24 protein-coding genes and 1 tRNA gene are annotated in these 26,637 nt (G+C 69.1%); 18 read left to right on the top strand and 7 right to left on the bottom strand.

Translation table 11 applies throughout. The features are described 5' to 3' along the window. Positions 1-63 precede the first annotated feature (63 nt). From ACFC14_RS00610 to ACFC14_RS00570, 9 genes are all read left to right on the top strand, one after another. Complete coding sequence (locus ACFC14_RS00610) at positions 64-2,358, top strand: DNA polymerase III subunit gamma and tau (protein WP_376100537.1); 2,295 nt, start codon at positions 64-66, stop codon at positions 2,356-2,358. Next, a complete protein-coding gene (recR, locus tag ACFC14_RS00605) occupies positions 2,358-2,951 on the top strand; it encodes a recombination mediator RecR (protein WP_376100535.1) in 594 nt (197 codons plus the stop codon). Before ACFC14_RS00610 ends, recR begins: the two co-directional genes overlap by 1 nt. Beyond that, complete coding sequence (locus tag ACFC14_RS00600; protein ID WP_376100533.1) at positions 2,948-3,865, top strand: DMT family transporter; 918 nt, start codon at positions 2,948-2,950, stop codon at positions 3,863-3,865. Before recR ends, ACFC14_RS00600 begins: the two co-directional genes overlap by 4 nt. A gap of 238 nt (positions 3,866-4,103) precedes the next feature. After that, a complete protein-coding gene (locus ACFC14_RS00595; RefSeq protein ID WP_376100531.1) occupies positions 4,104-5,384 on the top strand; it encodes an aspartate kinase in 1,281 nt (426 codons plus the stop codon). A gap of 219 nt (positions 5,385-5,603) precedes the next feature. Then, positions 5,604-6,671, top strand: coding sequence for an aspartate-semialdehyde dehydrogenase (locus ACFC14_RS00590; RefSeq protein WP_376100529.1), 1,068 nt, complete (start codon positions 5,604-5,606; stop codon positions 6,669-6,671). 83 nt (positions 6,672-6,754) lie between these two features. Continuing rightward, positions 6,755-8,227, top strand: a complete 1,473-nt coding sequence (locus tag ACFC14_RS00585; RefSeq protein ID WP_376100527.1) for a malate:quinone oxidoreductase — start codon at positions 6,755-6,757, stop codon at positions 8,225-8,227. Between the two features lie 9 nt (positions 8,228-8,236). Next, on the top strand, positions 8,237-8,890 hold the full coding sequence (locus ACFC14_RS00580; protein WP_376100525.1) for a thymidine kinase: 654 nt from the start codon (positions 8,237-8,239) through the stop codon (positions 8,888-8,890). A 232-nt stretch (positions 8,891-9,122) separates the two neighbouring features. Then, positions 9,123-9,845 (top strand): FadR/GntR family transcriptional regulator, encoded by a 723-nt coding sequence (locus tag ACFC14_RS00575; protein ID WP_376100523.1) that lies wholly within the window; start codon positions 9,123-9,125, stop codon positions 9,843-9,845. Between the two features lie 10 nt (positions 9,846-9,855). Then, complete coding sequence (locus ACFC14_RS00570) at positions 9,856-11,115, top strand: alpha-hydroxy-acid oxidizing protein (protein WP_376100521.1); 1,260 nt, start codon at positions 9,856-9,858, stop codon at positions 11,113-11,115. Positions 11,116-11,145: 30 nt separating this feature from the next. Here ACFC14_RS00570 and ACFC14_RS00565 read toward each other — a convergent pair whose 3' ends face one another. The 6 genes from ACFC14_RS00565 to ACFC14_RS00540 all read right to left on the bottom strand — a co-directional run bounded on the left by ACFC14_RS00565 (position 11,146) and on the right by ACFC14_RS00540 (position 16,970). Further along, a complete protein-coding gene (locus ACFC14_RS00565; RefSeq protein WP_376100519.1) occupies positions 11,146-11,988 on the bottom strand; it encodes a DUF1295 domain-containing protein in 843 nt (280 codons plus the stop codon). Between the two features lie 52 nt (positions 11,989-12,040). Beyond that, positions 12,041-12,796, bottom strand: coding sequence for an HAD-IIB family hydrolase (locus ACFC14_RS00560; protein WP_376100517.1), 756 nt, complete (start codon positions 12,794-12,796; stop codon positions 12,041-12,043). After that, a complete protein-coding gene (locus ACFC14_RS00555; RefSeq protein WP_376100515.1) occupies positions 12,793-13,269 on the bottom strand; it encodes a VanZ family protein in 477 nt (158 codons plus the stop codon). Before ACFC14_RS00555 ends, ACFC14_RS00560 begins: the two co-directional genes overlap by 4 nt. Before the next feature lie 74 nt (positions 13,270-13,343). After that, positions 13,344-13,420 (bottom strand) — tRNA-Pro (locus tag ACFC14_RS00550). A 56-nt stretch (positions 13,421-13,476) separates the two neighbouring features. Next, the gene (locus ACFC14_RS00545; protein ID WP_376100513.1) at positions 13,477-14,418 is read right to left on the bottom strand and encodes a metallophosphoesterase; all 942 of its coding nucleotides are present in this window, start codon (positions 14,416-14,418) and stop codon (positions 13,477-13,479) included. Beyond that, the gene (locus ACFC14_RS00540) at positions 14,409-16,970 is read right to left on the bottom strand and encodes a transglycosylase domain-containing protein (RefSeq protein ID WP_376100511.1); all 2,562 of its coding nucleotides are present in this window, start codon (positions 16,968-16,970) and stop codon (positions 14,409-14,411) included. The genes ACFC14_RS00545 and ACFC14_RS00540 overlap by 10 nt, the downstream gene beginning before the upstream one ends. An 88-nt stretch (positions 16,971-17,058) precedes the next feature. On the opposite strand from ACFC14_RS00540, the gene ACFC14_RS00535 reads away from it, so the two are divergent. After that, positions 17,059-17,283, top strand: coding sequence for a hypothetical protein (locus ACFC14_RS00535; RefSeq protein ID WP_376100509.1), 225 nt, complete (start codon positions 17,059-17,061; stop codon positions 17,281-17,283). Continuing rightward, entirely contained in the window at positions 17,280-17,738 is a 459-nt protein-coding gene (locus ACFC14_RS00530) for a RidA family protein (RefSeq protein ID WP_376100507.1), read from the top strand. The genes ACFC14_RS00535 and ACFC14_RS00530 overlap by 4 nt, the downstream gene beginning before the upstream one ends. A gap of 88 nt (positions 17,739-17,826) precedes the next feature. Here ACFC14_RS00530 and acs read toward each other — a convergent pair whose 3' ends face one another. Further along, a complete protein-coding gene (gene acs / locus ACFC14_RS00525; protein WP_136040628.1) occupies positions 17,827-19,794 on the bottom strand; it encodes an acetate--CoA ligase in 1,968 nt (655 codons plus the stop codon). A gap of 401 nt (positions 19,795-20,195) precedes the next feature. On the opposite strand from acs, the gene ACFC14_RS00520 reads away from it, so the two are divergent. From ACFC14_RS00520 to tmk, 7 genes are all read left to right on the top strand, one after another. Next, positions 20,196-21,203, top strand: a complete 1,008-nt coding sequence (locus ACFC14_RS00520) for a TadA family conjugal transfer-associated ATPase (RefSeq protein WP_376100505.1) — start codon at positions 20,196-20,198, stop codon at positions 21,201-21,203. Then, on the top strand, positions 21,197-22,099 hold the full coding sequence (locus tag ACFC14_RS00515; RefSeq protein ID WP_376100503.1) for a type II secretion system F family protein: 903 nt from the start codon (positions 21,197-21,199) through the stop codon (positions 22,097-22,099). Before ACFC14_RS00520 ends, ACFC14_RS00515 begins: the two co-directional genes overlap by 7 nt. 70 nt (positions 22,100-22,169) lie before the next feature. Then, positions 22,170-22,367, top strand: coding sequence for a DUF4244 domain-containing protein (locus ACFC14_RS00510; RefSeq protein WP_376100501.1), 198 nt, complete (start codon positions 22,170-22,172; stop codon positions 22,365-22,367). Continuing rightward, the gene (locus ACFC14_RS00505) at positions 22,367-22,729 is read left to right on the top strand and encodes a TadE family type IV pilus minor pilin (RefSeq protein ID WP_376100499.1); all 363 of its coding nucleotides are present in this window, start codon (positions 22,367-22,369) and stop codon (positions 22,727-22,729) included. The genes ACFC14_RS00510 and ACFC14_RS00505 overlap by 1 nt, the downstream gene beginning before the upstream one ends. Further along, positions 22,729-23,058: a helicase gene (locus ACFC14_RS00500; RefSeq protein ID WP_376100497.1), complete on the top strand. Its 330-nt coding sequence runs from the start codon at positions 22,729-22,731 to the stop codon at positions 23,056-23,058. The genes ACFC14_RS00505 and ACFC14_RS00500 overlap by 1 nt, the downstream gene beginning before the upstream one ends. Positions 23,059-23,135: 77 nt before the next feature. Then, positions 23,136-25,994, top strand: coding sequence for a type I DNA topoisomerase (gene topA, locus ACFC14_RS00495; protein ID WP_376100495.1), 2,859 nt, complete (start codon positions 23,136-23,138; stop codon positions 25,992-25,994). Then, positions 25,991-26,620: a dTMP kinase gene (tmk, locus tag ACFC14_RS00490; protein WP_376100493.1), complete on the top strand. Its 630-nt coding sequence runs from the start codon at positions 25,991-25,993 to the stop codon at positions 26,618-26,620. The genes topA and tmk overlap by 4 nt, the downstream gene beginning before the upstream one ends. Positions 26,621-26,637 lie beyond the last annotated feature (17 nt).

The raw sequence follows: 26,637 nt of genomic DNA, 5'->3' as shown, positions 1-26,637 counted from the left end.
GGGTCGGGATGCCGGGGAGCCGCCGACCCGCCGAAGGTCGGTGGCACGCCGTAGGCTGTTGAGGTGACCACAGCCCTCTACCGCCGCTACCGACCCGAGACGTTCGGCGAGATGATCGGGCAGTCCCAGGTGACCGACCCGCTCATGACGGCCTTGCGCGGCGATCGGGTCGGCCACGCGTACCTGTTCTCCGGCCCTCGCGGCTGCGGCAAGACGACCTCCGCGCGCATCCTGGCGCGCTGCCTGAACTGCGCCGAAGGGCCGACCGACGTGCCGTGCGGCGTCTGCCCGAGCTGCGTCGAGCTGTCGCGCGCCGGCGGCGGATCCCTCGATGTCGTCGAGATCGACGCCGCCAGTCACAACGGCGTCGACGACGCCCGCGACCTGCGCGAACGGGCGACCTTCGCGCCGAGCCGCGACCGGTACAAGATCTTCATCCTCGACGAGGCGCACATGGTCACCCCGCAGGGGTTCAACGCGCTGCTCAAGCTCGTCGAGGAGCCGCCGGAGCACGTCAAGTTCATCTTCGCGACAACCGAGCCCGAGAAGGTTCTCGGCACGATCCGCTCCCGCACGCACCACTACCCGTTCCGTCTCGTACCGCCGGCGGCGATGCTCGAGTACGTCGAGAAACTCTGCGCCGAAGAGGGCGTGATCGTCGAGCAGGGTGTGCTGCCGCTCGTCGTCCGCGCCGGTGGCGGTTCCCCGCGAGACACGCTCTCGCTGCTCGACCAGCTCATCGCCGGGTCCGACGCACCCGCCGGCTCCGAGACCGTGACGGTCGGCTACGCGCGTGCCGTCTCTCTGCTCGGATACACGCACGGCGCCCTCCTCGACGAGATCGTCGACGCGCTCGCCGCCGGAGACGCCGCCGCCGCGTTCCCCGCGATCGACCGCGTCGTGCAGACCGGTCAAGACCCGCGGCGCTTCGTCGACGACCTGCTCGAACGGCTGCGCGACCTAATCGTCATCGCGGCCGTCGGTGCCGGCGCTTCGGCCGTCCTGCGCGGGATCGCAGAAGACGACCTGCAGCGCATGCGCGGCCAGGCGGAGGTCTTCGGCGCCGCGCGTCTCTCTCGCACCGCCGACGTGGTGAGCGCGGCCCTCGACGACATGTCGGGGGCGACGTCTCCGCGCCTGCATCTCGAGCTCATGGTGGCGCGCGTCCTCGCCGGTGCGACGGATGCTGCCGCTGCGGCGCCGACGGCTCCCGCTGCCGAGCGGACAGCGGCGCCCGCGCGGCCCGTCGCGCCCTCGGCACCTGCAGCCGCTGCCTCGGCCCCGGTCCCCGCCACCTCGGCCTCGGCCCCCGCCGCGGCCTCATCGGTGTCGGACGCGCCAGCCGCGGCCCCGGCCGCCGCCGCCTCACCCGCGTCGCCGGCGGCTGCTGCGGCGTCTCCCACTCCGACGGACCAGACCCCGACCGCCGAGACCGAAACGCCCGCTCCGCAGGCGACCGCGCCGGCGGCCTCCGAGCCCGCCGCCCCGCGAGGGCCGGTGACGTTCGACGCCATCCGTGCTTCGTGGCCCGCTGTCCTCACCCGGCTCGAGGGCATCAGCCGCACGTCCTGGCTGCTGGCCACTGCGGTGCAGCCGCTGGCGTACGTCGCCGACACCGAGGTGCTGACACTCGGCTTCACGAGCCAGCATGACGTCGCGAAGTTCAAGGGCACCACTCCGGGTTCCGGGCCTTCGGATCACCTGCGTTCCGCGATAGAGCATGAGCTCGGAGTGCGGGTGAAGTACCTTCCCGCGCCGATGCCCGCCGGTGGTGCTCCGCGCCAGTCCGCGGCATCCGGTCCCTCGGCGCCCGCCGATTCCGCTGCCGCATCGGAGCCTGCGTCAGCGGGTTCTCCCCGCTCGCAGGTCCGTGGCGCCTCGGCCTCCGCCGTGACGGAGTGGGCGGTCGCACCGATCCCCACCGCGCAGGAACAACCGGCGAGTGCTCCGCCCGTGTCGGCTTCGCCGCTGCCCGTCGACGACGAGCCCGAAGAGGTCGAGGCGGCGGCATCCGCCCCCATCCCGCCGTCCGACGGTGCGATCGATCGCGATGAGCCTCCGCTTCCGGGCGACGATGAGGCTCCGGCCTTCGATGACGAGCCGCCCTACGATCCTTCGTACGAGCCGCCGGTCTCACGGCAGTCTTCCCCGCAGCAGTCTGCGCCGCAGCGAACCGCTCCGCAGGCGCCGCAGCCACCTGCCCCGCAGATGCAGCGTGCGGCAGCCCCGCCGGTCGTCATCGAGCGCGCCCCCTCGGTCGGGGGAGTGCAGCGCTATGGTGAGGCCGTGATCCGCCAGGTGCTCGGCGCGACGTTCCTGCGCGAAGAGCCCTACGAGCCCCCGACGAGGTTCAACTGATGTATGACGGTATCGTTCAGGAGCTGATCGACGAGTTCGGTCGGCTCCCCGGCATCGGCCCGAAGTCCGCCCAGCGGATCGCGTTCCACATCCTGCAGACACCGACGTTCGACGTCGCGCGTCTCGCCGAACTCCTCAGCGAGATCCGCACCCGGGTGCGGTTCTGCGAGATCTGCGGCAACGTCGCCGAGCAGGAGCGGTGTGCCATCTGCCGCGACCCGCGCCGCATCCAGACGCTGATCTGCGTGGTCGAAGACGCCAAAGACGTCGCGGCCATCGAGCGCACGCGCGAGTTCCGTGGGCTGTACCACGTGCTCGGCGGGGCCATCAGCCCCATCGCCGGCGTCGGGCCCGACGACCTCCGGATCGCGCAGCTCATGACGCGTCTCGCCGACGGCACGGTGCAGGAGGTCATCCTCGCCACCAACCCCAACCTCGAAGGGGAGGCGACCGCGAGCTACTTGAGCCGGCTGCTCACGACGATGCAGATCACGGTGTCTCGGCTCGCCTCCGGGCTGCCCGTCGGCGGCGACCTCGAATACGCCGATGAGGTCACCCTCGGTCGTGCCTTCGAGGGCCGGCGCATCCTGTGACCCCGAACGCGGGTTTCTCGCGTCGAGGCTGGCTTCTCTTCGGCGCCATGGCGCTGCTGTGGGGTGTGCCGTACCTGTTCATCAGCGTCGCGGTCGAGTCGTTCTCCCCGCCCGCGATCGTCGCCGGGCGCACTCTCATCGCCGCCCTGCTGCTCCTGCCGTTCGCCATCCGCAGCGGAGCACTCCGGGCGGCACTGAAGCACTGGCCGTGGGTGTTGGCCTTCGGAGCGGTCGAGATGGCCGGCCCCTTCCTGCTGCTCGGGCACGCCGAGATGACGCTGCCGTCCGGCATGACCGGCCTGCTGGTGGCGACCGTTCCGCTCTTCGCCGCGCTGATCGCGCTCGGCGGCGGCGACCGCGGAGTGCTGCGGCCCGCCCGCGGGATCGGACTTCTCGTCGGCTTCCTCGGTGTCGCGATCGTGGTCGCCGGTCCCGGGCTCTTCGGCGGCGAGGTCAGTCTGCTGGCCGCGGGGGAGGTGCTGCTGGTGGCCGTGCTCTACGCGATCGCGCCGTTCATCGTCGCGCGCAAGTTGCACGACGTCCCGTCGCTGGGCACCATCACCCTGTCGCTGCTGATGATCGGTGTCTTCTACCTCCCGATCGGTCTTCTCACGCAGCACGAGGTCCCCACGCTGCCTTCGATCGCCGCGCTCCTCGCGCTCGCCGTGATCTGCACCGCGGTGGCGTTCCTCGCGTTCTTCGCCCTGATCCGCGAGGTGGGCCCGGTGCGCGCCCCGCTGTTCACCTATGTGAATCCGGTGGTCGCGATCGTCCTCGGCGCGATCGTCCTCGCCGAGCCGCTGACGCCCGGACTGCTGCTCGGTTTCCCGCTGATCATCATCGGCTGCTGGTTCGCCGCCACGGGTGGTCGCCTGCGTCCGGCATCTCCCACCGCGCTCCCTCCCACCCTCTGACCCGCGCTCCGCACGCCGCACTCCGCGCTCGCATCGCCGAGTGCACGGCTTGTCGCCGAGCGCACGGCCTGTCGACGCGAACTTCCCGTGCACTCGGCAGTTTCCCGTGCACTCGGCGCCCCGGGGAGATGCGCGGGGGCCCCGGGAGATGCGCGGGGATGACACATGCACAACGGGGCATACGCGCCGATCGTAGAATGAGCGTGGGCGGATCCGCCCGACATCCCAGGGAGTGATCGTGGCCCTCATCGTGCAGAAGTACGGCGGCTCGTCCGTCGCCGACGCAGAGAGCATCAAGCGCGTCGCCAAGCGCATCGTCGACACCCGACGCGCCGGGCACGACGTCGTCGTCGCCGTGAGCGCGATGGGCGACACCACCGATGAGCTGCTAGAACTCGCGAACGAGGTCGCCCCGATCCCGGCGCCGCGAGAGCTCGACATGCTCCTCTCCAGCGGAGAGCGCATCTCGATGGCGCTGCTGGCGATGGCGATCCACTCCATGGGCTTCGAGGCGCGGTCGTTCACAGGCAGCCAGGCGGGCATGATCACAGACTCGCAGCACGGCGCCGCCCGCATCGTCGACGTGACCCCGGTGCGCCTGCGCGAAGCGCTCGACGAGGGCGCGATCGTGATCGTCGCCGGATTCCAGGGCTTCAACCGCGACACCCGCGACATCACCACGCTCGGTCGCGGCGGCTCGGACACCACCGCCGTCGCCCTCGCCGCCGCTCTCGACGCCGACGTGTGCGAGATCTACAGCGACGTGGACGGCATCTTCACCGCGGATCCGCGCGTGATCCCGAAGGCGCAGAAGCTCGATCACGTCTCCAGTGAGGAGATGCTCGAGCTCGCTGCCAACGGCGCCAAGGTGCTCTACATCCGCGCCGTCGAGTACGCACGACGTCACGGCGTCCTCATTCACGCTCGGTCGACGTTCTCGTCGGCCGAGGGCACGTACGTTCTGGGCGAGGGCATGAAGAACCCTCGCGAAGCCGAGGGAGCAGTCATGGAAGAACCGATCGTCGCCGGGGTCGCCACCGACTTCAGCCAGGCCAAGATCACGGTGGCGGGCGTGCCCGACGTCCCGGGCAAGGCCGCCGAGATCTTCAAGATCGTCGCGAAGTCCGGCGCGAACGTCGACATGATCGTGCAGAACGTGTCGGCCACCGGGCGTACAGACATCTCGTTCACCGTCCCCAAGGCGGATGCCGCCGCCGCGCTCAAGGCGCTGGCGGGCGACCAGGCCGAGGTCGGCTTCCAGAACCTGATCCACGACGACCAGATCGGCAAGCTCTCGGTGGTCGGTGCGGGGATGCGCACGCACTCCGGTGTCTCCGCGACCCTGTTCGAGGCGCTCTCGGCCGGCGGGATCAACATTGAGATGATCTCGACGTCCGAGATCCGCATCTCCGTGGTCCTGCGCGACACCGACCTGACCGAGGCGGCCCGCACCGTACACACCGCCTACGGGCTCGACGGGGAGTCGGAAGCCACGGTCCACGCCGGCACCGGGCGCTGATCTCTGGCGGTTGCCCGACGATTGACCGAGAGATGGACGATTCGCGGAGGGGTTCCACGAATTCGTCGGCGAATCGTCACCCGCACCGTGAATCGTCCGCATCATCTCGGACCACGGTAGACTCACCGAAACCCTGACACCGGCGCCAGGCGCAGCATCCGCATCCCGACGCCGCGCCCGAAGCCTCGTACGCAGCACCGCACGACGCCAAGGAACATCATGACCCGCATCTCCGAATCAGGACTCTCCGTAGCCATCGTCGGCGCCACCGGCCAGGTAGGCACCGTGATGCGCGAGATTCTCGCCGAGCGCTCGTTCCCGATCCGCGATCTGCGCCTGTTCTCCTCCGCGCGTTCCGCGGGCACGGCGATCGAGTTCGGCGGCGCCACGGTCATCGTCGAAGACGTCGAGACGGCGGATGCCGCGGGCATCGACATCGCCCTGTTCTCCGCCGGCGCCACGGCGAGCCGCGCCTACGCTCCGCGTTTCGCTGCGGCCGGCGCCGTGGTCGTCGACAACTCCAGCGCCTGGCGCATGGACCCCGAGGTTCCGCTCGTCGTCAGCGAAGTGAATCCGCACGCGATCGATGAGCGCCCGAAGGGCATCATCGCGAACCCGAACTGCACCACCATGGCCGCGATGCCGGTGCTGAAGGCGCTGGATGCCGAGGCCGGCCTCGAGCGTCTGATCGTCTCCACCTACCAGGCCGTCTCCGGCTCCGGTCTCGCCGGTGCGCAGGAGCTGCTCGGCCAGGTCGAGGGCGTGCTCGCCCAGGGCGACACCCTGCGCCTCGTGCACGACGGCTCGGCGGTCGACTTCCCCGAGCCCGAGAAGTACGTCGCGCCGATCGCGTTCGACGTGATCCCGTTCGCCGGAAACCTCGTCGACGACGGCGACAACGAGACCGACGAAGAGAAGAAGCTCCGCAACGAGAGCCGCAAGATCCTCGAGATCCCCGGCCTCCGTGTCGCGGGCACCTGCGTGCGCGTCCCGGTCTTCACCGGTCACTCGCTGTCGATCAACGTCGAGTTCGCCCGTGACATCACGCCCGAGCGTGCCCGCGAGGTTCTGAGTGCGGCGCCCGGCGTCGTGCTCGACGAGGTGCCGACGCCGCTGCAGGCGGCGGGCAAGGACCCGAGCTTCGTCGGACGGATCCGTGCCGATCAGTCTGCTCCCGAGGGCAAGGGGCTCGTCCTCTTCATCAGCAACGACAACCTGCGCAAGGGGGCTGCGCTGAACGCCGTGCAGATCGCCGAGGTCCTCGCGGAGCGTCTGGTCATAGCCTGACGGTATCCCCGCCATGTGGAACCGCTCTGGCAGGGGCGGTCCACATGGTCTGCGAGCGCGTGCCCGCCACCTAGACTGGTTCGGTGACAGAAAACGTCGATGTCGTCCTGATCGGCGGTGGCATCATGAGCGCCACCCTGGGTACTCTCCTGCACGAGCTGCAGCCGGAGTGGAAGATCGTCGCCTTCGAGCGACTCTCGGATGTGGCTCAGGAGAGCTCGAACCCGTGGAACAACGCCGGCACGGGGCACGCCGCCCTGTGCGAGCTGAACTACATGCCGCAGCAGGGTGGTGCTCCGCTCGACCCCGCCAAGGCCGTGTCGATCAATGAGCAGTTCCAGCAGAGCCGCCAGTTCTGGTCGTCGCTGGTCGAGAAGGGCGTGCTCGACGCGCCGTCGACCTTCATCAACGCGACTCCGCACATGACGTTCGTCCGCGGTGAGAAAGATGTCGCGTACCTCAAGGCCCGCTACGAGGTGCTCAAGGAGCAGCCGCTGTTCGCCGGCATCGAGTACAGCGAGGACTCCCGCGTCATCAACAAGTGGGCGCCGCTACTGATGCAGCAGCGTCGCAAGGGTGAGCCGTTCGCCGCGACGCGCGTGCCGGCCGGCACCGACGTCGACTTCGGAGCCCTGACGCATCAGCTCTTCGACCACCTGACCGAGTCGGGTGTCACGCTGCGCACGAACCACGAGGTGCGCAGCCTCAAGAAGCAGAAGGACGGCGGCTGGCTGGTCAAGTACCGCACCACCATCGGTCGCACCCCGAACGAGGTCAAGGCGCGCTTCGTGTTCGTCGGTGCGGGCGGCTGGGCGCTCAAGCTGCTGCAGAATTCTGGCATTCCCGAGATCAAGGGCTACGGCGTCTTCCCGATCGGCGGCCAGTTCCTCAAGACCACGAACCCGAAGGTCGTCGCCCAGCACAAGGCGAAGGTGTACTCGCAGGCATCCGTCGGTGCTCCGCCGATGTCGGTACCGCACCTCGACACCCGCGTCGTCGGCGGCGAGTCCTCGCTCATGTTCGGGCCCTTCGCGACATTCAGCCCGAAGTTCCTCAAGAACGGATCGATGCTCGACATCGTCTCGCAGGTGCGCACGCACAACCTGCTGCCGATGCTGCAGGTGGCCGTGAAGAACCCCGACCTGATCACGTACCTGGTGGGCGAGCTGCTGAAGAACCACGCCAAGAAGGTCGACAGCCTGCGCACCTTCATGCCGACCGCCAAGGACGAGGACTGGACTCTCATCGACGCCGGTCAGCGCGCCCAGGTCATGAAGAAAGACCCGAAGAAGGGCGGCATCCTGCAGTTCGGCACGGAGGTCGTCTCATCCGCAGATGGCTCGATCGCCGGCCTCCTGGGTGCCTCGCCGGGCGCATCGACCGCCGTTCCGATCATGCTCTCGCTGCTCAAGGCCTGCTTCCCGGAGGAATACCCGGGCTGGGAGCCTGAACTCCGCGCTCTGATCCCCACGTTCGGCGAGAAGCTGAACGCGGATGCCGCACTCGCGGAGCAGTCCACCGAGGCGACCGCCGCCACCCTCGGCATCAACGTCTGAGTCCGCACCGTGGCGAAGCTCTACTTCCGCTACGGCGCGATGAACTCGGGCAAGTCGACCTCTCTGCTGCAGGCTGCGTACAACTACGAGGAGCGCGGCCAGCACGTGCTGCTCGCGAAGCCCGCGATCGACACCAAGGGGGCATCCGAGATCGAGAGCCGGCTCGGTGTCACCCGTCAGGTCGACTTCCTGATCGGCCCCGACGACGACGCGCGAGCGCTCTTCGCGGAGCACCGCGCGCGCATGCAGCATGCATCCGACGACGAGCTGCTCCCCGCGGGGCCCACCGATGTCGCGTGTCTCCTCATCGACGAGGCGCAGTTCCTCACGCCGGTTCAGGTAGACGATCTCTTTCGAATCGCGGTGGAGGACGGGATCCCGGTCATGGCGTACGGCATCCGCAACGACTTCCTCACCCATGCCTTTCCCGGGTCTGCGCGCCTGCTCGCGATCTCGCACTCGCTGGAGGAGCTCAAGACGATCTGCCGGTGTGGGCGGAAGGCCGTGTTCAACGGCCGCGTCGTCGGCGGGCGTTTCGTGTTCGACGGCGACCAGGTCGCCATCGACGAGGGCGCCATCGGATCCCCCTCGCCGGAACTGACGACCTACGAGTCCCTGTGCGGCACCTGCTATCTCGAGGAGTCCGGCGGCCGGCTGGGCTGAGTCCGCGTGCCCCTCTCCCGAGCGAGCCGCGCACTCGATTCCCGTCGAGCCACCCCCTTTCGCCCGACTGGCCCCGTTTCGGACGCGCGCAAGGGGCTGGCTCGCACAGAAAAGGGCGGCTCGGCGGCGCAGGGCTCGGCGGCGCAGGCTCGGCGGGACGCTCCGCATCCCCGAGCCCGTTTGCGTGGTCGGACCACACGCGCTAACCTGTGGTCAGACCACAGGAGGATCGATGAGCGACCAGCCGGCGCGCGCATGGCAGCTCGTGCTCGAGCACATCGAGCGCGATCTCCTCGACGGTCGACTCGGACCCGGTGACCGCCTGCCGTCGGAGCGCGATCTCGCGACCGAGCTCGGCGTCGGCAGGTCCAGCGTGCGCGAGGCTTTCCGCGTGCTCGAGGTGATGGGACTCATCCGCACCGCGACCGGTTCCGGGCCGCAGTCGGGTGCCATCGTCATCGCGACCCCGACCGGGGGCATGTCGGCGCTGCTGCGCCTGCAGGTGGCGGCGCAGGGCTTTCCGCTGGACGATGTCGTCCGCACGCGCCTCGTCCTCGAGGATGCGGTCGTCAGCGCCTTGTCCACTTCCCCCGATCGCGACACCGCACGAGCGCACGCACTGCTCGACGCGATGGATGCCGCCGACCTCTCCGCCGAGGAGTTCCTCGCCCTCGACGCTCAGTTGCACCTCTCGCTCGCGGAAGCCAGCGGGAACACGGTCATCGCCGCGATGATGGCGGGCCTGCGTTCGTCGATCGAGTCGTACGTACGGGCGGGGGCTGCGGCGATCCCGGACTGGGAGGCGATGGCGGCCAGGCTCCGCGCCGAGCACCACGCACTGGTGACCGCGATCGATGCCGCCGATGTCGAGGCTGCTCGAACTCTCGTCCGCACGCACATCACCGGCTACTACACGTCCGCGGGGCTCACCCGCGACATCCACCCCCAGAACTGAGAGGCACATCATGGTGCAGCGCCAGCTCCCGAATCCCGTCGAACTCCTCGACCTCATGAAGTTCAAGAAGCCGGAGCTCGACGGTCGCAAGCGCCGCCTCGACGCCGCGCTGACCATCGACGACCTGCGTCTGATCGCCAAGCGGCGCACGCCCAAGGCGGCGTTCGACTACACCGATGGCGCGGCCGAGGGCGAGCTCTCCCTCACCCGTGCCCGCCAGGCCTTCCAGGACGTGGAGTTCCATCCCGGCATCCTGCGTCCGGCACCCGACGTCGACACGAGCACCGAGATCCTCGGTGGCCCGTCGGCCCTGCCGTTCGGCATCGCGCCCACCGGGTTCACGCGGCTGATGCAGACCGAGGGCGAGGTCGCCGGAGCCGGGGCTGCGGCCGCCGCCGGCATCCCGTTCACCCTCTCGACGCTGGGCACCACGTCGATCGAGGGGGTCAAGGCCGCGAACCCGCACGGCCGCAACTGGTTCCAGCTCTACGTGATGCGTGATCGCGAGATCTCCTACGAGCTCACCCGCCGTGCGGCCGCGGCCGGCTTCGACACGCTGCAGTTCACCGTCGACACTCCCGTCGCCGGTGCTCGTCTGCGCGATAAGCGCAACGGCTTCAGCATCCCGCCGCAGCTCACGCTCGGCACGATCATCAACGCGATCCCGCGCCCGTGGTGGTGGTTCGACTTCCTCACGACACCCAAGCTCGAGTTCGCGTCGCTGAGCACCACCGGCGGCACGGTCGGCGAACTGCTGGACGCGGCGATGGATCCGACGATCAGCTACGACGACCTCGCCGTCATCCGCGACATCTGGCCGGGCAAGATCGTGATCAAGGGCGTGCAGAACGTCGAGGACTCCGTGCGTCTGCGCGATGCGGGCGTCGACGGCATCGTCCTGTCGAACCACGGAGGACGCCAGCTCGACCGCGCGCCCATCCCGTTCCATCTGCTGCCCGAGGTCCGGCGGGCTGTCGGCGATGACTTCACCGTCATGATCGACACCGGCATCATGAACGGCGCCGACATCGTCGCGGCCGTCGCCCTCGGGGCCGACTTCACGCTCATCGGTCGTGCGTACCTCTACGGCCTGATGGCCGGTGGGCGCCAGGGCGTCGACCGCACGATCGCCATCCTGCGCAGCGAGATCGAGCGCACGATGCGGCTGCTGGGTGTCTCTTCGCTCGCGGAGCTGGAGCCGGGCCACGTCACCCAGCTCACGCGTCTGGTGCCGGTCGCCCGTGCGGGCGCCGAGGTGCGCACGCGCTGATCGCGTCGGCCGTACCGTGGCCTCGCCGTCTCAGGACTGCGGGACCACGGCGCGGACGCGCGGCGGCCACGGGATGAGCATCGAGGTCGAGCGCTTGTACTCCGCGTAGGCAGGGTACTTGGATGCGGTGATCGACTCCGTGAAGATGGTCGAACCGATGAACAGCAGGGTCAGCAGGGCAGGTCCGATGATCGTCGGGTTGAGCGCGCCGCCGACGAAGCCCACACCGCCTGCGACTGCCGCGGTCGCGCCGAGCGCATAGAAGGCCCACCACTGCGCCTGCTCGAAGAAGAAGTTCGGGTGGCGGCTGAAGCGGAACAACCCCGTCGTCACGAACCCCGGGGCGAGCGTGCCCCCTGCCTGCTTCTTGCGCTGGTGGAAACGCCACTGCTGCTGGTCGGCCACGGTCTCGCCGACGAGGAACCCGAGGAACGCGGCGACGAACAGTGCATCCCACCCGGTGAGGGCTGCGGGGTGCTCCGCCGCGACCAGGGCGGGCAGCGTGATGAGCACGAGCAGCGTCATCTGGTAGCCGATGATGAACAGCACGTTGAAGACCTGGAACTGCCACGGGCGCATGCGTCCGCGCAGGATCGCCCACCGGTAGTCCTCGACGCCGGTGTAGCCGCCCTTGCGCGCGAAGTTGAAGGTCAAGCGGGCTCCCCAGGCGGTCGCGAGCACTCCCATGAGTACGACACGCACGGAGCCGTCGCCGTTCGCGAAGGCGCCGGCCACGAAGATCCACACGTAGGCCACGGGAACGATCGACCACGCCCGATCGACCCATGAGGTGTCGCGCGTGATCAGGGAGAGGATCCAGCACGCGACGCTGGCGGCCGCGGCGGTGACGATGACGATCAGCAGGGCATCCATGACGCCATGTTAGGACCACGGCGCGAGACTGTGCCGCAGGACGCTTCCGACGTCAGAGCGTCAGCAGGAGCTCATCGAGCTTGTCCGCCGTGTCTTCCCACCCGTCGACGGCCACGGACGGCACGCCGATGGCGAGGACCGGATAGTCGTTCCCGCCCTCGTCGAGGCGGTCGCCGTAGAACAGCATCGCGGTGAGAGGGATGCCGGTGTGCTCGGCGAGCTGTCGCATCCCGAAGGCCTTGTCGATGCCGGCCCGGGTGATGTCGATGGACGTCGATCCGCCGGAGCGCACCTCGAGTCCGGGGAGTCGCGCGGCGACGGCGGAGCGAAGAGCGGCGCGCTTGTCTCCCGTGGGATCCCAGTCGTGCTTCGCTTCGCGCGGCGCCCGCTGCCCCAGTGCAGAGAACGTGATCTGCGAGCCGCGGTCTTCGAGGATCTCGCCCCAGGGCTCGGCTTCCCACAGTCCCAGGCGCTCGGCTTCTTCGCGCAGTGCCGTCAACGCGGCCTGCTTGTCCTCGTCGCTGAGGTCGTGCGCGTACACCGGAGCGAAGTCGGACCCGTCGTGGCGGAGGTAGCGCGTGCCACAGGTCGGGAGCAGGTGCAGGCGGGCGAGGTCGGCGGCATCCGTATCGCCGAGGCGCGCGAGGACCTGATTGCGGAACTGCTCTTCGTTGCCGCCGGAGATGATGGCGACGTCGACCGATCGCAGCAGACTGCGCAGCAGCGAAGCGATGCGCGGGTCGATCAGGCCCTTGGACGGGGCGAGCGTGTCATCGAGGTCGAAGGCGACGAGTGTGGGCGCGGTCATAGTGTCTCCAGCCTAGAAGGTGGCCGCTGGGAGGGTCGTGAAGCGAGCAGCAGTGTGCAGAGCACGGCGAACACGACGCCGACGAGCGCGCCGGTCGAGTTGGCCACGACGTCGGTTACCGTCGCTGCCCGATGCGGGAGGGCCACGCGCTGGGCGGTCTCGATGCCGAGCGAGAGCAGCGGCCCCACCAGCAGAGCGATCGGCCACACCCGGCGGGGGAGCAGGAGGAAGGCGAGGATGCCGACGGGCACGAACACCAGGATGTTCGCGATGATCTCGAGCCGGGTGAAGTCGAGCGATTCCCAACCGAGGCGGTGCGCGGCGCGGAGGGTCAGGTCGAGGAGATTGGGCATGACCTGCTCGACTCGCGTCGGTGTGAGGGTCAGAGCCGCGAGGCCCAGGAGGAACGGGATGCCGAGAGCCAGTGCCCACGCCCGGGTGAATCGGCGCGGTGGCGGAAGCAGAGACCCCATGCGTCCCTTCCCCCTTCGTGCGTGTTCCCCATACAGAGAAGGCCGCCCCTGTGGGGGCGGCCTTCCGGTGTCACTGGTCGGGGTGACAGGATTTGAACCTGCGACCTCTTCGTCCCGAACGAAGCGCGCTACCAAGCTGCGCCACACCCCGTTTGCAACCCTCCGAGTCTACAGGGAAATGCTCCCTGCGCCGAATCGAGGCGGCGATCAGTCTCGCGCGGTGAGCGTGAGCAGCGTCGCCTCGGGGCGGCAGGCGAAGCGGACCGGTGCGTAGATCGAGTGTCCGCAGCCGGCGCTCACGTTGAGCGGCACCGCATGGCCGTCGTGCGACCACGTGCTCAGTCCCTTGGCCTGCTTGAGGGGGATGTCGCAGTTGGCCACGAGGGCGCCGTAACCGGGGAGGCACACCTGGCCGCCGTGCGTGTGACCGCCGAGGATGGCGTCGGCGCCGAGGTCGATGAATCCGTTGAGCACGCGCTGGTACGGCGCATGGGTCACGCCCAGCATCGGTGTGGAGGCGTCGCGGGGACCGAGCGCGCCGATGGCATCCGGCAGCACGTCGAGGCGGTCCCAGTCGCGGTGGGCGTCGTTCACGCCGAAGAGGTCGACCGTCGCGCCGGCGATGGTGAGCCGTGCCGCCGCGTTGTTCAGGTCGGTCCACCCGAGCTCGTCGGTGAAGTAGCGGTCCATGGCCGCCGTGTCGAGGTGCTCCGGCTCGGGCTGCTTCTTGGACGGCCCGAGGAAGTAACGAAGCGGGTTGCGGGGAGACGGAGCGGTCACGTCGTTCGACCCGTGCACGAAGACACCGGGGATGCCCGCGAGCGGGTCGAATGCACGGCGGATGCCTTCCAGACCGTTCTCATGCCCCAGGTTGTCGCCCGTGTTGACGACGAGGTCCGGCTTCAGCTCGGCGAGTGAGGCCAGCCAGTCCTGCTTCCGATGCTGCCACGGCGCCATGTGCGCGTCCGACACGTGCAGGATGCGCAGCGGCGCTGAGCCGGGCGGGAGCGCGGATGCCGTCGCCTCGCGCACCGTGAACAGGTAGCGCTCGATGCCGATGCCCCAGACCGCTGCGGCAGCACCGACGGCCCCCACCGCGCCGAGCGCGATGAGGGCCGGGTGCGCGGCACCGCGAGCGTTTACTTGCACGTCACGGTGACGGGGGTGGACTTGCTGGTCGCCGTGCCGGGTGCCGGGTCCGTCGAGGACACCACCGCGGTTGGCGGGTTGCACGAGTTATCGATGGCGATCGACGTGAATCCCGCAGCGGTGAGCGCTGCCGACGCGTCGGACCGAGACATGCCGACGAGGTTGGCGGGAACCGTCGTGCCCTGGCCGTTGCTGGGCGAGATCGTGATGGTCGATCCGCCCGCGGTCTGTCCGGAGGGATCCTGCGCGACGACGATGTTGGTCGGCTTGTCGCTGTCGACAGCGGCACCGACGGACACGCCGAAGCCGTTGCTCTTGAGGGTCGATTCCGCTTCCTCCATCGTCATGCCGACGACGTTCGGGACGTCGACCACCACCCGACGGATCAGCTTGTCGTCCGGACGGGGGAAGGCGCCTCCCTCGTACACCTCGTTGGCGGCGGCCTGCGCGGCCTTGGCCAGCGGATAGCGCATGTTGTTGAGCTGGTAGTTCCCGGCCCACTTCTGGTAGATGTCCGACTGCCCCTTCCAGCGGCCCGCCCAGACCGCCGTGGTGACCTTGGTGCTGGACTCGATCATCATGGTCGACCAGCGGTCGTGCGTCCCGGTCTTGCCGATCAGCGGCGTGCCGTCGAACGGGTTGGCGTTCTGACCGGTGCCGCCCGAATCCATCACTCCCTTGAGCGCATACGCGGCCGTCGCCGCTACCTCAGGGGCGAGCACGCCGTCGGTGCACGAGGCGGCCGGAAGCTCGCGGTCCTTGCCGTCGGGGCCGACCACGCGGTCGATCGCGCGCGGGGTGCAGTACTTGCCGCCGCTCGCGACTGTGGCATAGGCGTTCGCCATGGCGATGGGGGAGATGTTCTTCGGGCCGAGCACGTCGTACGGCACGTTCTCGTCGGTGACCTTCTTGCCGCTGGCGAGCGTGACACCCATCCGGTCGGCGACCTTATTGATGTCGCAGATGTCGAGTTTGGACGCCATCGCGAAGTAGCCGCTGTTCAGCGACTGCCGCGTGAAGTCCATCACGTTCCCGGTCCTGCCGCCACCGCCGCCGAAGTTGCCGATCTCCTTGGTGTTCGTGCTCTGCGGGCTCTCGCAGACAGGGATCTTCAGGTTCGTCTGCACACGACCGTTGAGCACCTCGTTGACCGAGTGGCCCTTCTCGAGCCAGTCGATCAGCGTGAACAGCTTGTACACCGAGCCCACCTGGAAGCCGCCGGAGTTGCCGTGCTTCTGGTCGCCGGCGAAGACGAGCGAGGTCTTGCCGAGATCATCGGTGGTGGTCTCGTCGAACCGCGTGTTCTGCGTGATCGACAGGATGCGACCGGTGCCGACCTCGATCGAGACGCCCGCAGCGCCGAAGTAGTCGTTGTCGTAGTTGGCCGGAACGATCTCGCTCATCGTCTGTGCCGCCGGGTTCTGAATGCGGTAGTCCAGCGAGGTGTAGATCTTCAGGCCGCCGCGGCGGAGCAGGTCGGCGCGCTCCTGGGGAGTCTTGCCGAAGGCTTCGTCGTCGAGCACGATCGACCGCACATACTGGCAGAAGTAGGCGTTGAGGCCGGCCGCCGCGCAGCCCTGCGTGGGCTGCTTCAGCGACGGCGTGATGTCGGAGGCGTCCGCTTCGTCGTACTGCGCCTGGGTGATCTTGCCGTCGGCGAGCATGCGGCCGAGCACATAGTGGCGACGGTCCTTCGTGAGCGAGTATCCGCTCTCGGCGGTGTTCACCGCCTCGCCGTCCTGGTTCGTCGTGGTGCCCTGCGGCATGTCGATGCGGTACGTGTTCGGGTTCTGCACGATGCCGGCCAAGGTCGCGGCCTGCGCGACCGTGAGGTTCGCGGCGCTCGTGCTGAAGTAGTACTTCGATGCGGCCTCGATGCCGTACACCGTGCCGCCGAAGTTCGCGATGTTCAGGTATCCGAGCAGGATGTCGTTCTTCGAGAAGTCCTTCTCGACCTGGATCGCGTAGCGCATCTCCTGCAGCTTGCGTTCGATGCCCTCGTTGCCGCTGGCGTTGGTCGCGTCGTCGAAGCACTTGCGGAGGTCGTCCGTGTAGGTCTCGGAGGCCCGGTCGACGTCCTGCTCGCACTCCTGGATCAGCACGTTCTTCACGTACTGCTGGCTGATCGTGGAAGCGCCGCGGCTGGAGGTGCCGCGCACGTTGTCGATGAGCGCCTTCACGGTCGCGCCGAGGTTGACGCCGCCGTGGCTGTAGAAGCTCTTGTCCTCACTGGAGAGAATCGCGTCGTACAGCACGGGTGAGACCTGCTCGTACGTGACCGGGATGCGGTTCTGCTCGTAGAACGAGGCCAGCTCGACCGGCTTGCCGTCGGGATCGGTCGCGTAGATCGTCGACTGTTCCATCGGCGTACCCGGGTTGAGGTTCTCGGGCAGCTGGTCGAAGAGAGTGAGTGCCTGGGTGCCGGCGAGACCGGTCATGGTGAGGACGGGCGTGACGCTGGCAGCGACCAGGAGGCCGGCGACGGCGCTCAAGCCGACGAGCCCGACGAGACCGCCGAGCACGCCTCTCACCGTGCGATTCTTTTGGGGCATACGCTTGATCGTAGGGGAGTTCCCTGAATACCACCTTTGACGAGCCGGCCCGCAATCACGGTGTCGCGCCCCGATCGACAGGAGTGCCATGACCACGTGGGAGTACCTCACCACGCCGCTGCTGATCCACAACACCGCAGCCATCCTCAACAACTGGGGCAAGCAGGGCTGGGAGCTCGTACAGGTCGTGCAGGGTCCCGAAGGAGGTCTCGTCGCCTACCTGAAGCGTCCGGTCACGTCGGATTCCTCGGCGAACGCCGGCCTCGCCGCCGCGGAGCAGGCGGCCCGTCAGTTCGAGGGAGGCCAGGCGTGAGCGTCGCCGCCCGCCTGACCGAGCTCGGCATCGAGCTGCCCGCGGTCGCCGCACCCGTCGCGGCCTACGTTCCCGCGGTCGCGCACGGCGGCCTCGTCTACACCTCGGGTCAGCTCCCGTTCGTCGCCGGTGCGCTCCCCGCCGTCGGCAAGGTCGGAGACGCGGTCTCGGCGGAGGACGCGAAGGTCTACGCGCGCACCTGCGCTCTGAACGCCCTCGCCGCGGCGGCGGATGCCGCGGGCGGCGTCGACCGCATCGGCGGGGTGCTCCGCGTGGGCGGCTTCGTCGCCTCCGCCGAAGCCTTCACGGGTCAGCCCGGCGTCATCAACGGCGCCAGCGAGGTCCTCGGCGAGATCTTCGGCGAGGCCGGGCGTCATGCCCGTGCGGCCGTCGGCGTCGCAGAGCTTCCCCTCGGCAGCCCGGTCGAGGTCGAGGTGACCTTCATCCTCGCCTGAGCATCCGGCCATCCGGCACATCCGTGCCGCACATGAAAGAACGCGCCTCCCCGGATCGGGAAGGCGCGTTCTTCGTACGCGGGGAGTGCTACTTCACCTGCGCCGAGATGATGCTCATGACCGCGGTGTCGGCCAGTGTCGTCGTGTCGCCGACCTCGCGGCCTTCGGCGACGTCGCGCAGGAGTCGCCGCATGATCTTGCCGGAGCGGGTCTTCGGCAGCTCGCCGACGATGTACACGTCGCGCGGGCGGGCGATCGCCCCGATCTGCTCGCCGACCCACAGGCGCAGCAGCTGGGCGAGACCTGCCGGCTCGTGTTCGGCGAGGTAGCTCTCCTTGATGATGACGAAGGCCACGACTGCCTGGCCGGTGGTCTCATCCGATGCGCCGACCACGGCAGCTTCGGCGGTCGCCTCGTGCGCGACCAGCGACGACTCGATCTCGGCCGTGGAGAGACGGTGACCCGAGACGTTCATGACGTCGTCGACGCGGCCCAGCAGCCACAGGTCGCCGTCCTCGTCGAGGCGGGCGCCGTCGCCGGCGAAGTAGTAGCCCTGATCCTCGAACTTCTCCCAGTACGTCTCGCGGTATCGCTCCGGGTCGCCCCAGATGCCGCGCAGCATGCTGGGCCAAGGCTCGGTGATCACGAGCAGCCCGCCGTTGCCGTTGCCGACCTCGACGCCCTGCTCATCGACGACGTCGATCGAGATGCCGGGCAGCGGAACCTGAGCCGACCCGGGCTTGGTCTCGGTGACGCCGGGGAGGGCGGAGACCATGATCGCTCCGGTCTCGGTCTGCCACCACGTGTCGACGATCGGCGTCTTGCCGGCGCCGATGACCTCGCGGTACCACATCCACGCCTCGGGGTTGATGGGCTCGCCCACCGAACCGAGCAGTCGCAGCGACGACAGGTCGAACTTCTTCGGCACGCTGCGGCCGATCTTCATGAACGAGCGGATCGCCGTCGGCGCGGTGTAGAAGATCGAGACCTTGTACTTCTCGATGATCTCCCACCAGCGGCCGGGGTGCGGTGCGTCGGGCGTGCCTTCATAGAGCACCTGGGTGGCGCCGTTCGCGAGCGGACCGTAGGTGACGTAGCTGTGCCCGGTGATCCATCCGATGTCGGCCGTGCACCAGAAGACGTCGGTCTCCGGATGCAGGTCGAAGACGTACTTGTGCGAGTACGCGGCCTGGGTGAGGTAGCCGCCGGAGGTGTGCAGGATGCCCTTGGGCTTTCCGGTGGTCCCCGAGGTGTAGAGGATGAAGAGAGGATTCTCCGCGGGGAAGGCCTGGGCCGTGTGCTCGGCGGACGCCGCCGGGACGACGTCGTGCCACCAGAGGTCGCGTCCCTCTATCCAGTCCACCTCGTTCTCGCCCCGCCGGACCACGAGGACGTGCTCGACGGTCTGCTGCTCACCCTCGCCGCGGTCGGCGAGGGCCTGATCCACCGCGGGCTTCAACGCGGAGACGCGGCCCTTGCGGTAGCCGCCGTCTGCGGTGATGACGAGCTTCGCCCCCGCGTCGTCGATGCGTGAGCGGAGGCTGTCGGCGCTGAATCCGCCGAACACCACCGAGTGGATCGCACCGAGACGCGCGACCGCGAGCATCGAGGCGATCGCCTCCGGGATCATGGGCAGGTAGATCGCGACGCGGTCGCCCTGGCCGATGCCGAGCCCTTCGAGGACGTTGGCGACCCGCTTGACCTCTTCGGTCAGCTCGGCATACGTGATGCGCCGGGAATCCCCGGGCTCACCCTCCCAGTGCAGGGCGACTCGGTCGCCGTTCCCGGCCTCGACGTGACGGTCGAGGCAGTTGTACGCGACGTTCAGCTCGCCGTCGTCGAACCACTTCGCGAACGGCGGGTTCGTCCAGTCGAGCACCTGCGTGAACGGCTTGTGCCAGTGCACCAGCTCGCGGGACTGCTCACCCCAGAACGCCTCGCGGTCGGTGGCGGCGCGCTCATAGAGCTCGGGCGATGAGATGGTCTGGGCGACGAATTCCTCCGACGGTGCGAACCGCCGGGTCTCGTCGAGAAGGTGGTCGATCTGGCTGCTCATCGGCAGACGCTCCTTTGCGGCATTCGGGTCGTTCGAGCCCGGCCGTGGGGGTGGACGGCCTGGTCAGGGCGAATCTATCCGCGCGGCCACACATCGCATACTGCCGAAAGTCGGTAGTCGCGCCGGTTTTGTCAGGACGGTTGCCTTGCGTACACTCGACGACAGCCGAAATCTCATTCCGGCCTTGGCGTGCCCGATTCCCCCAATCGTGCATCGCCGTGGGCGGCATCTCATTCCCCCCGTGAGATGCCGCCCATTCCGTTGGGAGCGCTCCCGTTCTCGGTGCCTAGTGGCCCGTCCGTCTCCTGCACCGGCCGGTCACCGCGGCGCTTCTGCACAGCGTCCGAGGTTCGGTTGCGCATCCCCTCACTTCCGCCGTTCGTGCCGCCTACCTTCGCGGTATGTCCGATTCCTTCGTCATCCAACCCCGAGGCGCGGCCCCCCTCGCCGGCGCGACGGAGGCCGCTCCCGAGCCGCTGCGGCTCGACCCCGCCTTCGGCCCGCTCCTCCCGCACATCGACGACGCCGTCACCGATGTCTTCGTCAACGGCCCGGGCGGCGTGTTCGTCGACCGGGGCAGCGGCGCCGAGCCGGTGAGCGGATGGCGGGCGTCGGAGCGTGAGGTCCGAGACCTGGCCGTCGCCCTCGTCGGTCTCGGCGGACGCCATCTCGACGACCAGGCGCCGTGCGTCGACGTCCGTCTCGATTCCGGCATCCGCGTGCACGCCGTCCTCGCTCCGGTCTCGACGACCGGCACCGCGCTCTCCATCCGCATCCCTCGGGTGCGGGCAGCCGACCTCGAGGCGCTCGCCGCGCTCGGCTCCTTCGGTGCGCGCCAGCAGGCCTGGCTCGTCGGCTTGGTGGCCGAGCGGGCGAACATCCTCATCACCGGCGGCACCGGCACGGGCAAGACGACGCTCCTGTCCGCGCTGCTCTCCGAGGTGTCCACGACCGAACGCATCGTCACGATCGAAGACGTCGCCGAGCTTCGACCGCGCCACCCCCATCACGTCGCGCTCGAGGCGCGCCAGGCGAACGTCGAAGGAGCGGGAGGGATCACACTCGCTCGGCTGGTGAGGGAGTCTCTGCGGATGCGGCCCGACCGGCTGGTGGTCGGAGAATGCCGCGGGGAAGAGGTCCGAGAGCTGCTCACCGCGCTCAATACCGGACACGACGGCGGTGCCGGCACGATGCACGCCAGCGGACTCCGTGACGTGCCGGCGCGGCTCGAGGCCCTCGGCGCGCTGGCGGGGATGGACGCGGTCGCCCTCGCGCGGCAGGCCGTGAGCGCGTTCAGCGTCGTGTTGCATCTCGACCGCGCCCCCGGCGGTGTCCGTCGGATCCGTCAGGCCGGGCGGCTCGTCATGGTGGGCGACCGGCTGGACATCGAGGAGGTGACACCGTGGTGATCCGGCGTCGTTCTGCTCAGAGCGAGAGCGGGACGGGATCGAGCGACGCCGCGACCTCGGTGCAGACGTTGGCTGTGCTGCTGCAGGCGGGGGCTGTGCCGGTCGTCGCCTGGCGGCATCTCGCCGGCATCGGCGATCCCCACGCGGTGGCCGTGACCGATCGAGTCGAGGCGGGGGTGCCTCTTCTCGACGCCATCGAGGCCGAGGGCGGGGCCTGGGTCGACCTCGCGGCTGCGTGGGAGATCGCCACGACCGTCGGAGCCCCGCTCGCGGAGGTGCTCAGGATCATCGCCGAATCCCTTCGCGATGCCGCGTCTGCCGCTGACGACGTGCGCATCGCACTCGCCGAACCTGCGGGAACGGCACGTCTGCTGCTGTGGATGCCGCTTGCGGGACTCCTGCTCGGCTTCGCGCTCGGCTTCGACACCATCGGGGTCATCGTCGGCAACCCGCTGGGTGCCGCCTGTGTGGTCGCGGGCCTGCTGCTCGTGCTCGCGGCGCGGCTGTGGACCAGGCGGCTGCTCCGCCGCGCTGCGCCCGAGACGGGCACGCCCGGAATGCGGGCCGAACTGGTGGCCGTCGCGCTCGCCGGCGGCGCATCCGTCGACCGTGCCCTCCGTCTGGTCGCCGAGAGCTCGGCCGGCGGCGGGGCCGAAGAGGGAATCCGGTCCGTGCTGGAGCTGTCCCGTGCCGCCGGCGTGCCCGCTGTGGAGCTTCTCCGGGCGTCCGCCGCGCAGGATCGGCATGCCGCGCGGGTGCACGGCCGACTGCGCGCGGCGAAGCTCTCGACGCAACTGCTCATCCCGCTCGGCGTGTGCACCCTGCCCGCATTCCTGCTGCTCGGCGTGGCACCGATGCTGCTCAGCGTCTTGGCCGCGACACCGCTGCCCCTGTGAGCGAGCTCCCGTGCACCTGCGGAGACCACCCCACCGGGACGAAACCATCACACAGAGAAAGAGGTACATCATGATCGACATCCCCCGACTCGACCGGCGCCGCGCGGCTGCGCTGTTCGGCGACGACACCGGTGCGGCCACGGCCGAGTACGCCATCACCACGATGGCCGCGGTCGCCTTCGCCGGGCTCCTCGTCGTCATCATGCGGTCCGATGAGGTTCGCGGCATCCTCACCGATCTCGTCCGGCGCGCGCTCACCGTGTCGTGATGCGTACTTGGAGGAGCGCCGGTCGTGGCGGGGTGGGGGAGCGAGGCTCCGTCGCCGCAGAACTCGCTCTCGCGCTGCCCGCGGTGGTCCTGACGCTCCTCCTCGGTGCGGGCGCGCTCGGCGCGGCTTCGCGCCAGGTGGCGCTGCAGGATGCGTCGGCGGATGCGGCCCGCCTCCTCGGGCGCGGCGAGGGCGCCGACGCCGCGCAGCGCGTGGTGGGAGCGGCCGTCTCGGGCGCAGGGATCTCGACGTCGCGCTCGGGCGACCTGGTGTGCGTCACGGCGACGTTCGAGGCTTCCATCGGCGCATTGGTGCGGCTGCCACTGCAGGCGGCGAGCTGTGCGCTCGACGGAGGCCGCTGATGGCGGGCACGGCGGTGGCCGCCGGGGTCTTGGTGGTCGCGGCCGCGCTCTCGCTCGGGCTCGCCGCCGTCGGTGGAGCGGCGGTGACGGCGCAGCGCGCTGCCGGGGCGGCTGATGCCGCGGCGCTCGCCGCAGCCGATGCCGCGAGCGGCGCCGTTGCGACCGCAGCGGAGCCGTGCGCGCTCGCCGGGCGGGTTGCGGAGGCGGCGGGCGCGGTGCTCACCGCCTGCTCTCTCGAGGGCTTCGTGGCGACCGTGGAGGTGCAGGCGGCGTACGCTGGACTCGCAGCCGTCTCCCGAGCCCGTGCCGGGCCACCCGAGGGACAGTGACGGCCGTGCGACCTCACTCACTGTGAACGACCCCACACAGTGGTGTGTATGGTGTGCTTCGAAGAAAGGACGCACCCTTGGCTGAAGGCAAGAAGCTCGTCATCGTCGAGTCCCCGACGAAGATGCGGTCTATTCAGGGATACCTCGGCGACGGCTATGAGGTGCTCAGCTCCGTCGGCCACATCCGCGACCTCGCTGACAAGAAGGAGATCCCGGCTGCGGACAAGCAGGCCTATGGGAAGTACTCCATCGACATCGACAACGGGTTCGACCCGTACTACGTCGTCTCCGATCGCAAGACCAAGACGGTCGCCGAACTCAAGCGCGCCCTGAAGAGCGCCGACGAGCTCCTGCTCGCCACTGATGAGGACCGCGAGGGCGAGGCGATCGCCTGGCACCTGCTCGAGACGCTCAAGCCCAAGGTCCCCGTCAAGCGCATGGTGTTCCACGAGATCACGAAGGACGCGATCCAGGCTGCCGTCGGCAACACGCGTGAGCTCGATCACGACCTCGTCGACGCGCAGGAGACCCGCCGCATCCTCGATCGTCTGTACGGCTGGGACGTCTCGCCTGTGCTCTGGTACAAGGTCAAGACCGGCATCTCGGCCGGACGCGTGCAGTCCGCCGCCACTCGCCTGATCGTCGACCGTGAACGCGAGCGCATGGCGTTCACCTCCGCCGAGTACTGGGACGTCGACGCCCAGGCAGCCGCGACCGGCACGTCGTTCAAGATCCGCCTCGTGCGCGTCGACGGCGGCCAGCTCGCCCGCGGCACCGACTTCGATGATGACGGAAAGCTCAAGAAGGCCGTCGTCATCCTCGACGAGGCCACCGCCGCAGCGCTCGCCGAGGCAGTCGACGCCGTCGGCACCGGAAGCGTCACCAAGGTCGAGGCCAAGCCGGGAACGCGCAGCCCGTACGCGCCGTTCACGACCTCCACGATGCAGCAGGAGGCGGGGCGCAAGCTCTCGATGGGAGCCAAGCAGGCGATGGGTGTGGCCCAGCGGCTGTACGAAAAGGGTTACATCACTTATATGCGTACCGACTCCACGTCGCTGAGCACCCAGGCGGTGCAGGCGGCACGGAGCCAGGCGGTCGCGCTGTACGGCGACGCCGCGGTGCCGCTGAAGCCGCGCGTCTACAAGTCCAAGAGCAAGAACGCGCAGGAGGCGCACGAGGCGATCCGCCCCTCCGGTGACAACTTCCGCACGCCGGCCTCGCTGTCGTCGGAACTGGATCGTGACGAGCAGCGCCTCTACGACCTCATCTGGAAGCGCACGGTCGCGAGCCAGATGTCCGACGCGAAGTACGAGACCACCACGGTCACCATCGCCGTCGATGCCGCCGGGAAGAAGGCGGAGTTCACGGCGTCAGGAACCGTGTACACCTTCAAGGGCTTCCTGGAGGCCTACGAAGAGGGGCGCGACGAGAAGCGCGGCGATGCGGATGCCGCCGAGAACCAGTCGCTGCCCGCCGTGGCCGTCGGCGATCAGCTCGCGGTGTCGGATGCCGAGGCGAAGGGGCATCGCACCACGCCGAAGCCGCGCTACACCGAGGCGTCGCTCGTGAAGGTGCTCGAAGAGAAGGGCATCGGCCGTCCCTCGACGTTCGCCTCGATCCCCGAGACCATCCTCGATCGCGGCTACGCGGTCAAGCGCGGACAGGCGCTCGTGCCGACCTGGCTGGCGTTCAGCGTGGTCCGGCTGCTCGAGGAGCACTTCGCCGAGCTGGTCGACTACGACTTCACCGCCGCGCTCGAGGACGACCTCGACACGATCGCCCGCGGCGAGCAGAACCGGGTGGAGTGGCTCAAGTCGTTCTACTTCGGCTCCGACTCGCACACGGGGCTTCGTCAGGTCGTCGACAACCTCGGCGAGATCGACGCGCGGGCCCTCAACTCCACCCGCATCACCGACACGGCCACACTGCGCTTCGGCAAGTACGGCCCGTACCTCGAGGTCGCCGACCCGGAGAACCCCGACGCCAAGCCGCGCATCGTCAACGTGCCGGAAGACCTCGCGCCCGACGAGCTGACCGCCGAGAAGGCACAGGAGCTCATCGATGCTCCTGTCGCCGGCGACCGCGTGCTGGGCGAGAACCCGGAGAACGGCAAGATCGTTGTCGTCAAGGACGGCCGGTTCGGTCCGTACGTGCAGGAGAACGACCCGGTGTCCGAGGACGCCGCGGTCGACGAGACGACCGGCGAGGTCGTCGAGGCCCCGAAGCCGAAGCGCGGCGCGAAGAAGGAGACGGCCCCGAAGCCGCGCACCGCATCGCTCTTCCGCTCGATGTCCGTCGACGAGATCGACCTCGACACGGCCCTGAAGCTGCTGAGCCTGCCGCGAGTGGTGGGCGTCGACCCCGAATCCGGTGACGAGATCACGGCGCAGAACGGCCGCTTCGGTCCCTACCTGAAGAAGGGCACCGACTCGCGGTCGCTCGAGAGCGAGTCGCAGATCTTCGACGTCACGCTCGAACAGGCGCTCGAGATCTACTCCCAGCCGAAGTACGGCGCCGGACGCCGTGCGTCCAGCGCACTCGCCGAGTTCGAGGCGGACCCCGTCAGCGGCAAGCCGATCCGCATCCGCGACGGCCGCTTCGGCGCCTACGTGACCGATGGCGAGACGAACGTCACGATCCCGCGCGGCCAGACCGTCGACGACATCACCTTCGAGATCGCGGTGCAGATGCTCGCCGACAAGCGTGCGAAGGGGCCGGCCCCGAAGCGCGGCGCAGCCAAGAAGGCGCCGGCCAAGAAGGCGCCCGCCAAGAAGCCCGCAGCCAAGACCGCGGCGAAGAAGACTCCGGCGAAGAAGACTGCGGCGAAGAAGACCACGGCGGCGACGTCGGCCGCACGCTCGGCGGCGGCGAAGAAGGCCGCGGCCACGCGTGCAGCCAACGCCGCCGCGAAGGCTGCGGAGAAGGCGGGCTCGTGACCCCGGGCCACGGGGTGTGGATCACGCTCGAAGGCGGCGACGGCACGGGCAAGACCACGCAGTCGGACCTTCTCGCGGAGTGGCTCGAAAGCACGGGCCGAACGGTCGTGCGCACGCGCGAACCCGGCGGATCCGAAGTCGGGCACCTCATCCGCGACATCGTGCTGCATCATCGGGGTGACATCGCGCCGCGCGCCGAGGCGCTGCTGTATGCGGCCGACCGCGCGCATCATGTCGCGACGGTCGTGCGGCCCGCACTCGACCGCGGCGACGTGGTGCTGCAGGACCGCTACCTCGACTCGTCCGTGGCGTACCAGGGTGCCGGCCGTGTGCTCGATGCGACGGAAATTCGCGACCTGTCCCTGTGGGCGGCTGAAGGTGCGCTGCCCGGCCTCACCGTGCTGCTCGACCTCGACCCGGCGGCCGCTAGTACCCGTCTCGACTCCGCCGACAAGCCGTTCGATCGGCTGGAAGCAGAACAGGCGGAGTTCCACGGCCGCGTGCGCGATGCGTACCTCGCCCTCGCGGCGGCCGAGCCCGACAGGTTCCTCGTGCTCGACGCCGCCGCAGCGCCGTCGATGATCGCGGAGCAGATCCGCGCTCGGGTCGCCGCTCTTCTGGGCTGACCCGGTCGAACGACACC

The organism is Microbacterium sp. NPDC055988 (assembly GCF_042269505.1).
GTDB lineage: Bacteria > Actinomycetota > Actinomycetes > Actinomycetales > Microbacteriaceae > Microbacterium.
This window is presented reverse-complemented; position numbering and strand designations above follow the sequence as displayed.

Excerpts from the sequence above, each read along its gene's own strand:
- recR (WP_376100535.1), top strand. The coding sequence starts at position 2,358 with ATGTATGACGGTATCGTTCAGGAGCTGATCGACGAGTTCGGTCGGCTC.
- ACFC14_RS00590 (WP_376100529.1), top strand. The coding sequence starts at position 5,604 with ATGACCCGCATCTCCGAATCAGGACTCTCCGTAGCCATCGTCGGCGCC.
- ACFC14_RS00575 (WP_376100523.1), top strand. The coding sequence starts at position 9,123 with ATGAGCGACCAGCCGGCGCGCGCATGGCAGCTCGTGCTCGAGCACATC.
- ACFC14_RS00570 (WP_376100521.1), top strand. The coding sequence starts at position 9,856 with ATGGTGCAGCGCCAGCTCCCGAATCCCGTCGAACTCCTCGACCTCATG.
- ACFC14_RS00565 (WP_376100519.1), bottom strand. The coding sequence starts at position 11,988 with ATGGATGCCCTGCTGATCGTCATCGTCACCGCCGCGGCCGCCAGCGTC.
- ACFC14_RS00560 (WP_376100517.1), bottom strand. The coding sequence starts at position 12,796 with ATGACCGCGCCCACACTCGTCGCCTTCGACCTCGATGACACGCTCGCC.
- ACFC14_RS00555 (WP_376100515.1), bottom strand. The coding sequence starts at position 13,269 with ATGGGGTCTCTGCTTCCGCCACCGCGCCGATTCACCCGGGCGTGGGCA.
- ACFC14_RS00540 (WP_376100511.1), bottom strand. The coding sequence starts at position 16,970 with ATGCCCCAAAAGAATCGCACGGTGAGAGGCGTGCTCGGCGGTCTCGTC.
- ACFC14_RS00535 (WP_376100509.1), top strand. The coding sequence starts at position 17,059 with ATGACCACGTGGGAGTACCTCACCACGCCGCTGCTGATCCACAACACC.
- acs (WP_136040628.1), bottom strand. The coding sequence starts at position 19,794 with ATGAGCAGCCAGATCGACCACCTTCTCGACGAGACCCGGCGGTTCGCA.
- ACFC14_RS00520 (WP_376100505.1), top strand. The coding sequence starts at position 20,196 with ATGTCCGATTCCTTCGTCATCCAACCCCGAGGCGCGGCCCCCCTCGCC.
- ACFC14_RS00510 (WP_376100501.1), top strand. The coding sequence starts at position 22,170 with ATGATCGACATCCCCCGACTCGACCGGCGCCGCGCGGCTGCGCTGTTC.
- ACFC14_RS00505 (WP_376100499.1), top strand. The coding sequence starts at position 22,367 with ATGCGTACTTGGAGGAGCGCCGGTCGTGGCGGGGTGGGGGAGCGAGGC.
- ACFC14_RS00500 (WP_376100497.1), top strand. The coding sequence starts at position 22,729 with ATGGCGGGCACGGCGGTGGCCGCCGGGGTCTTGGTGGTCGCGGCCGCG.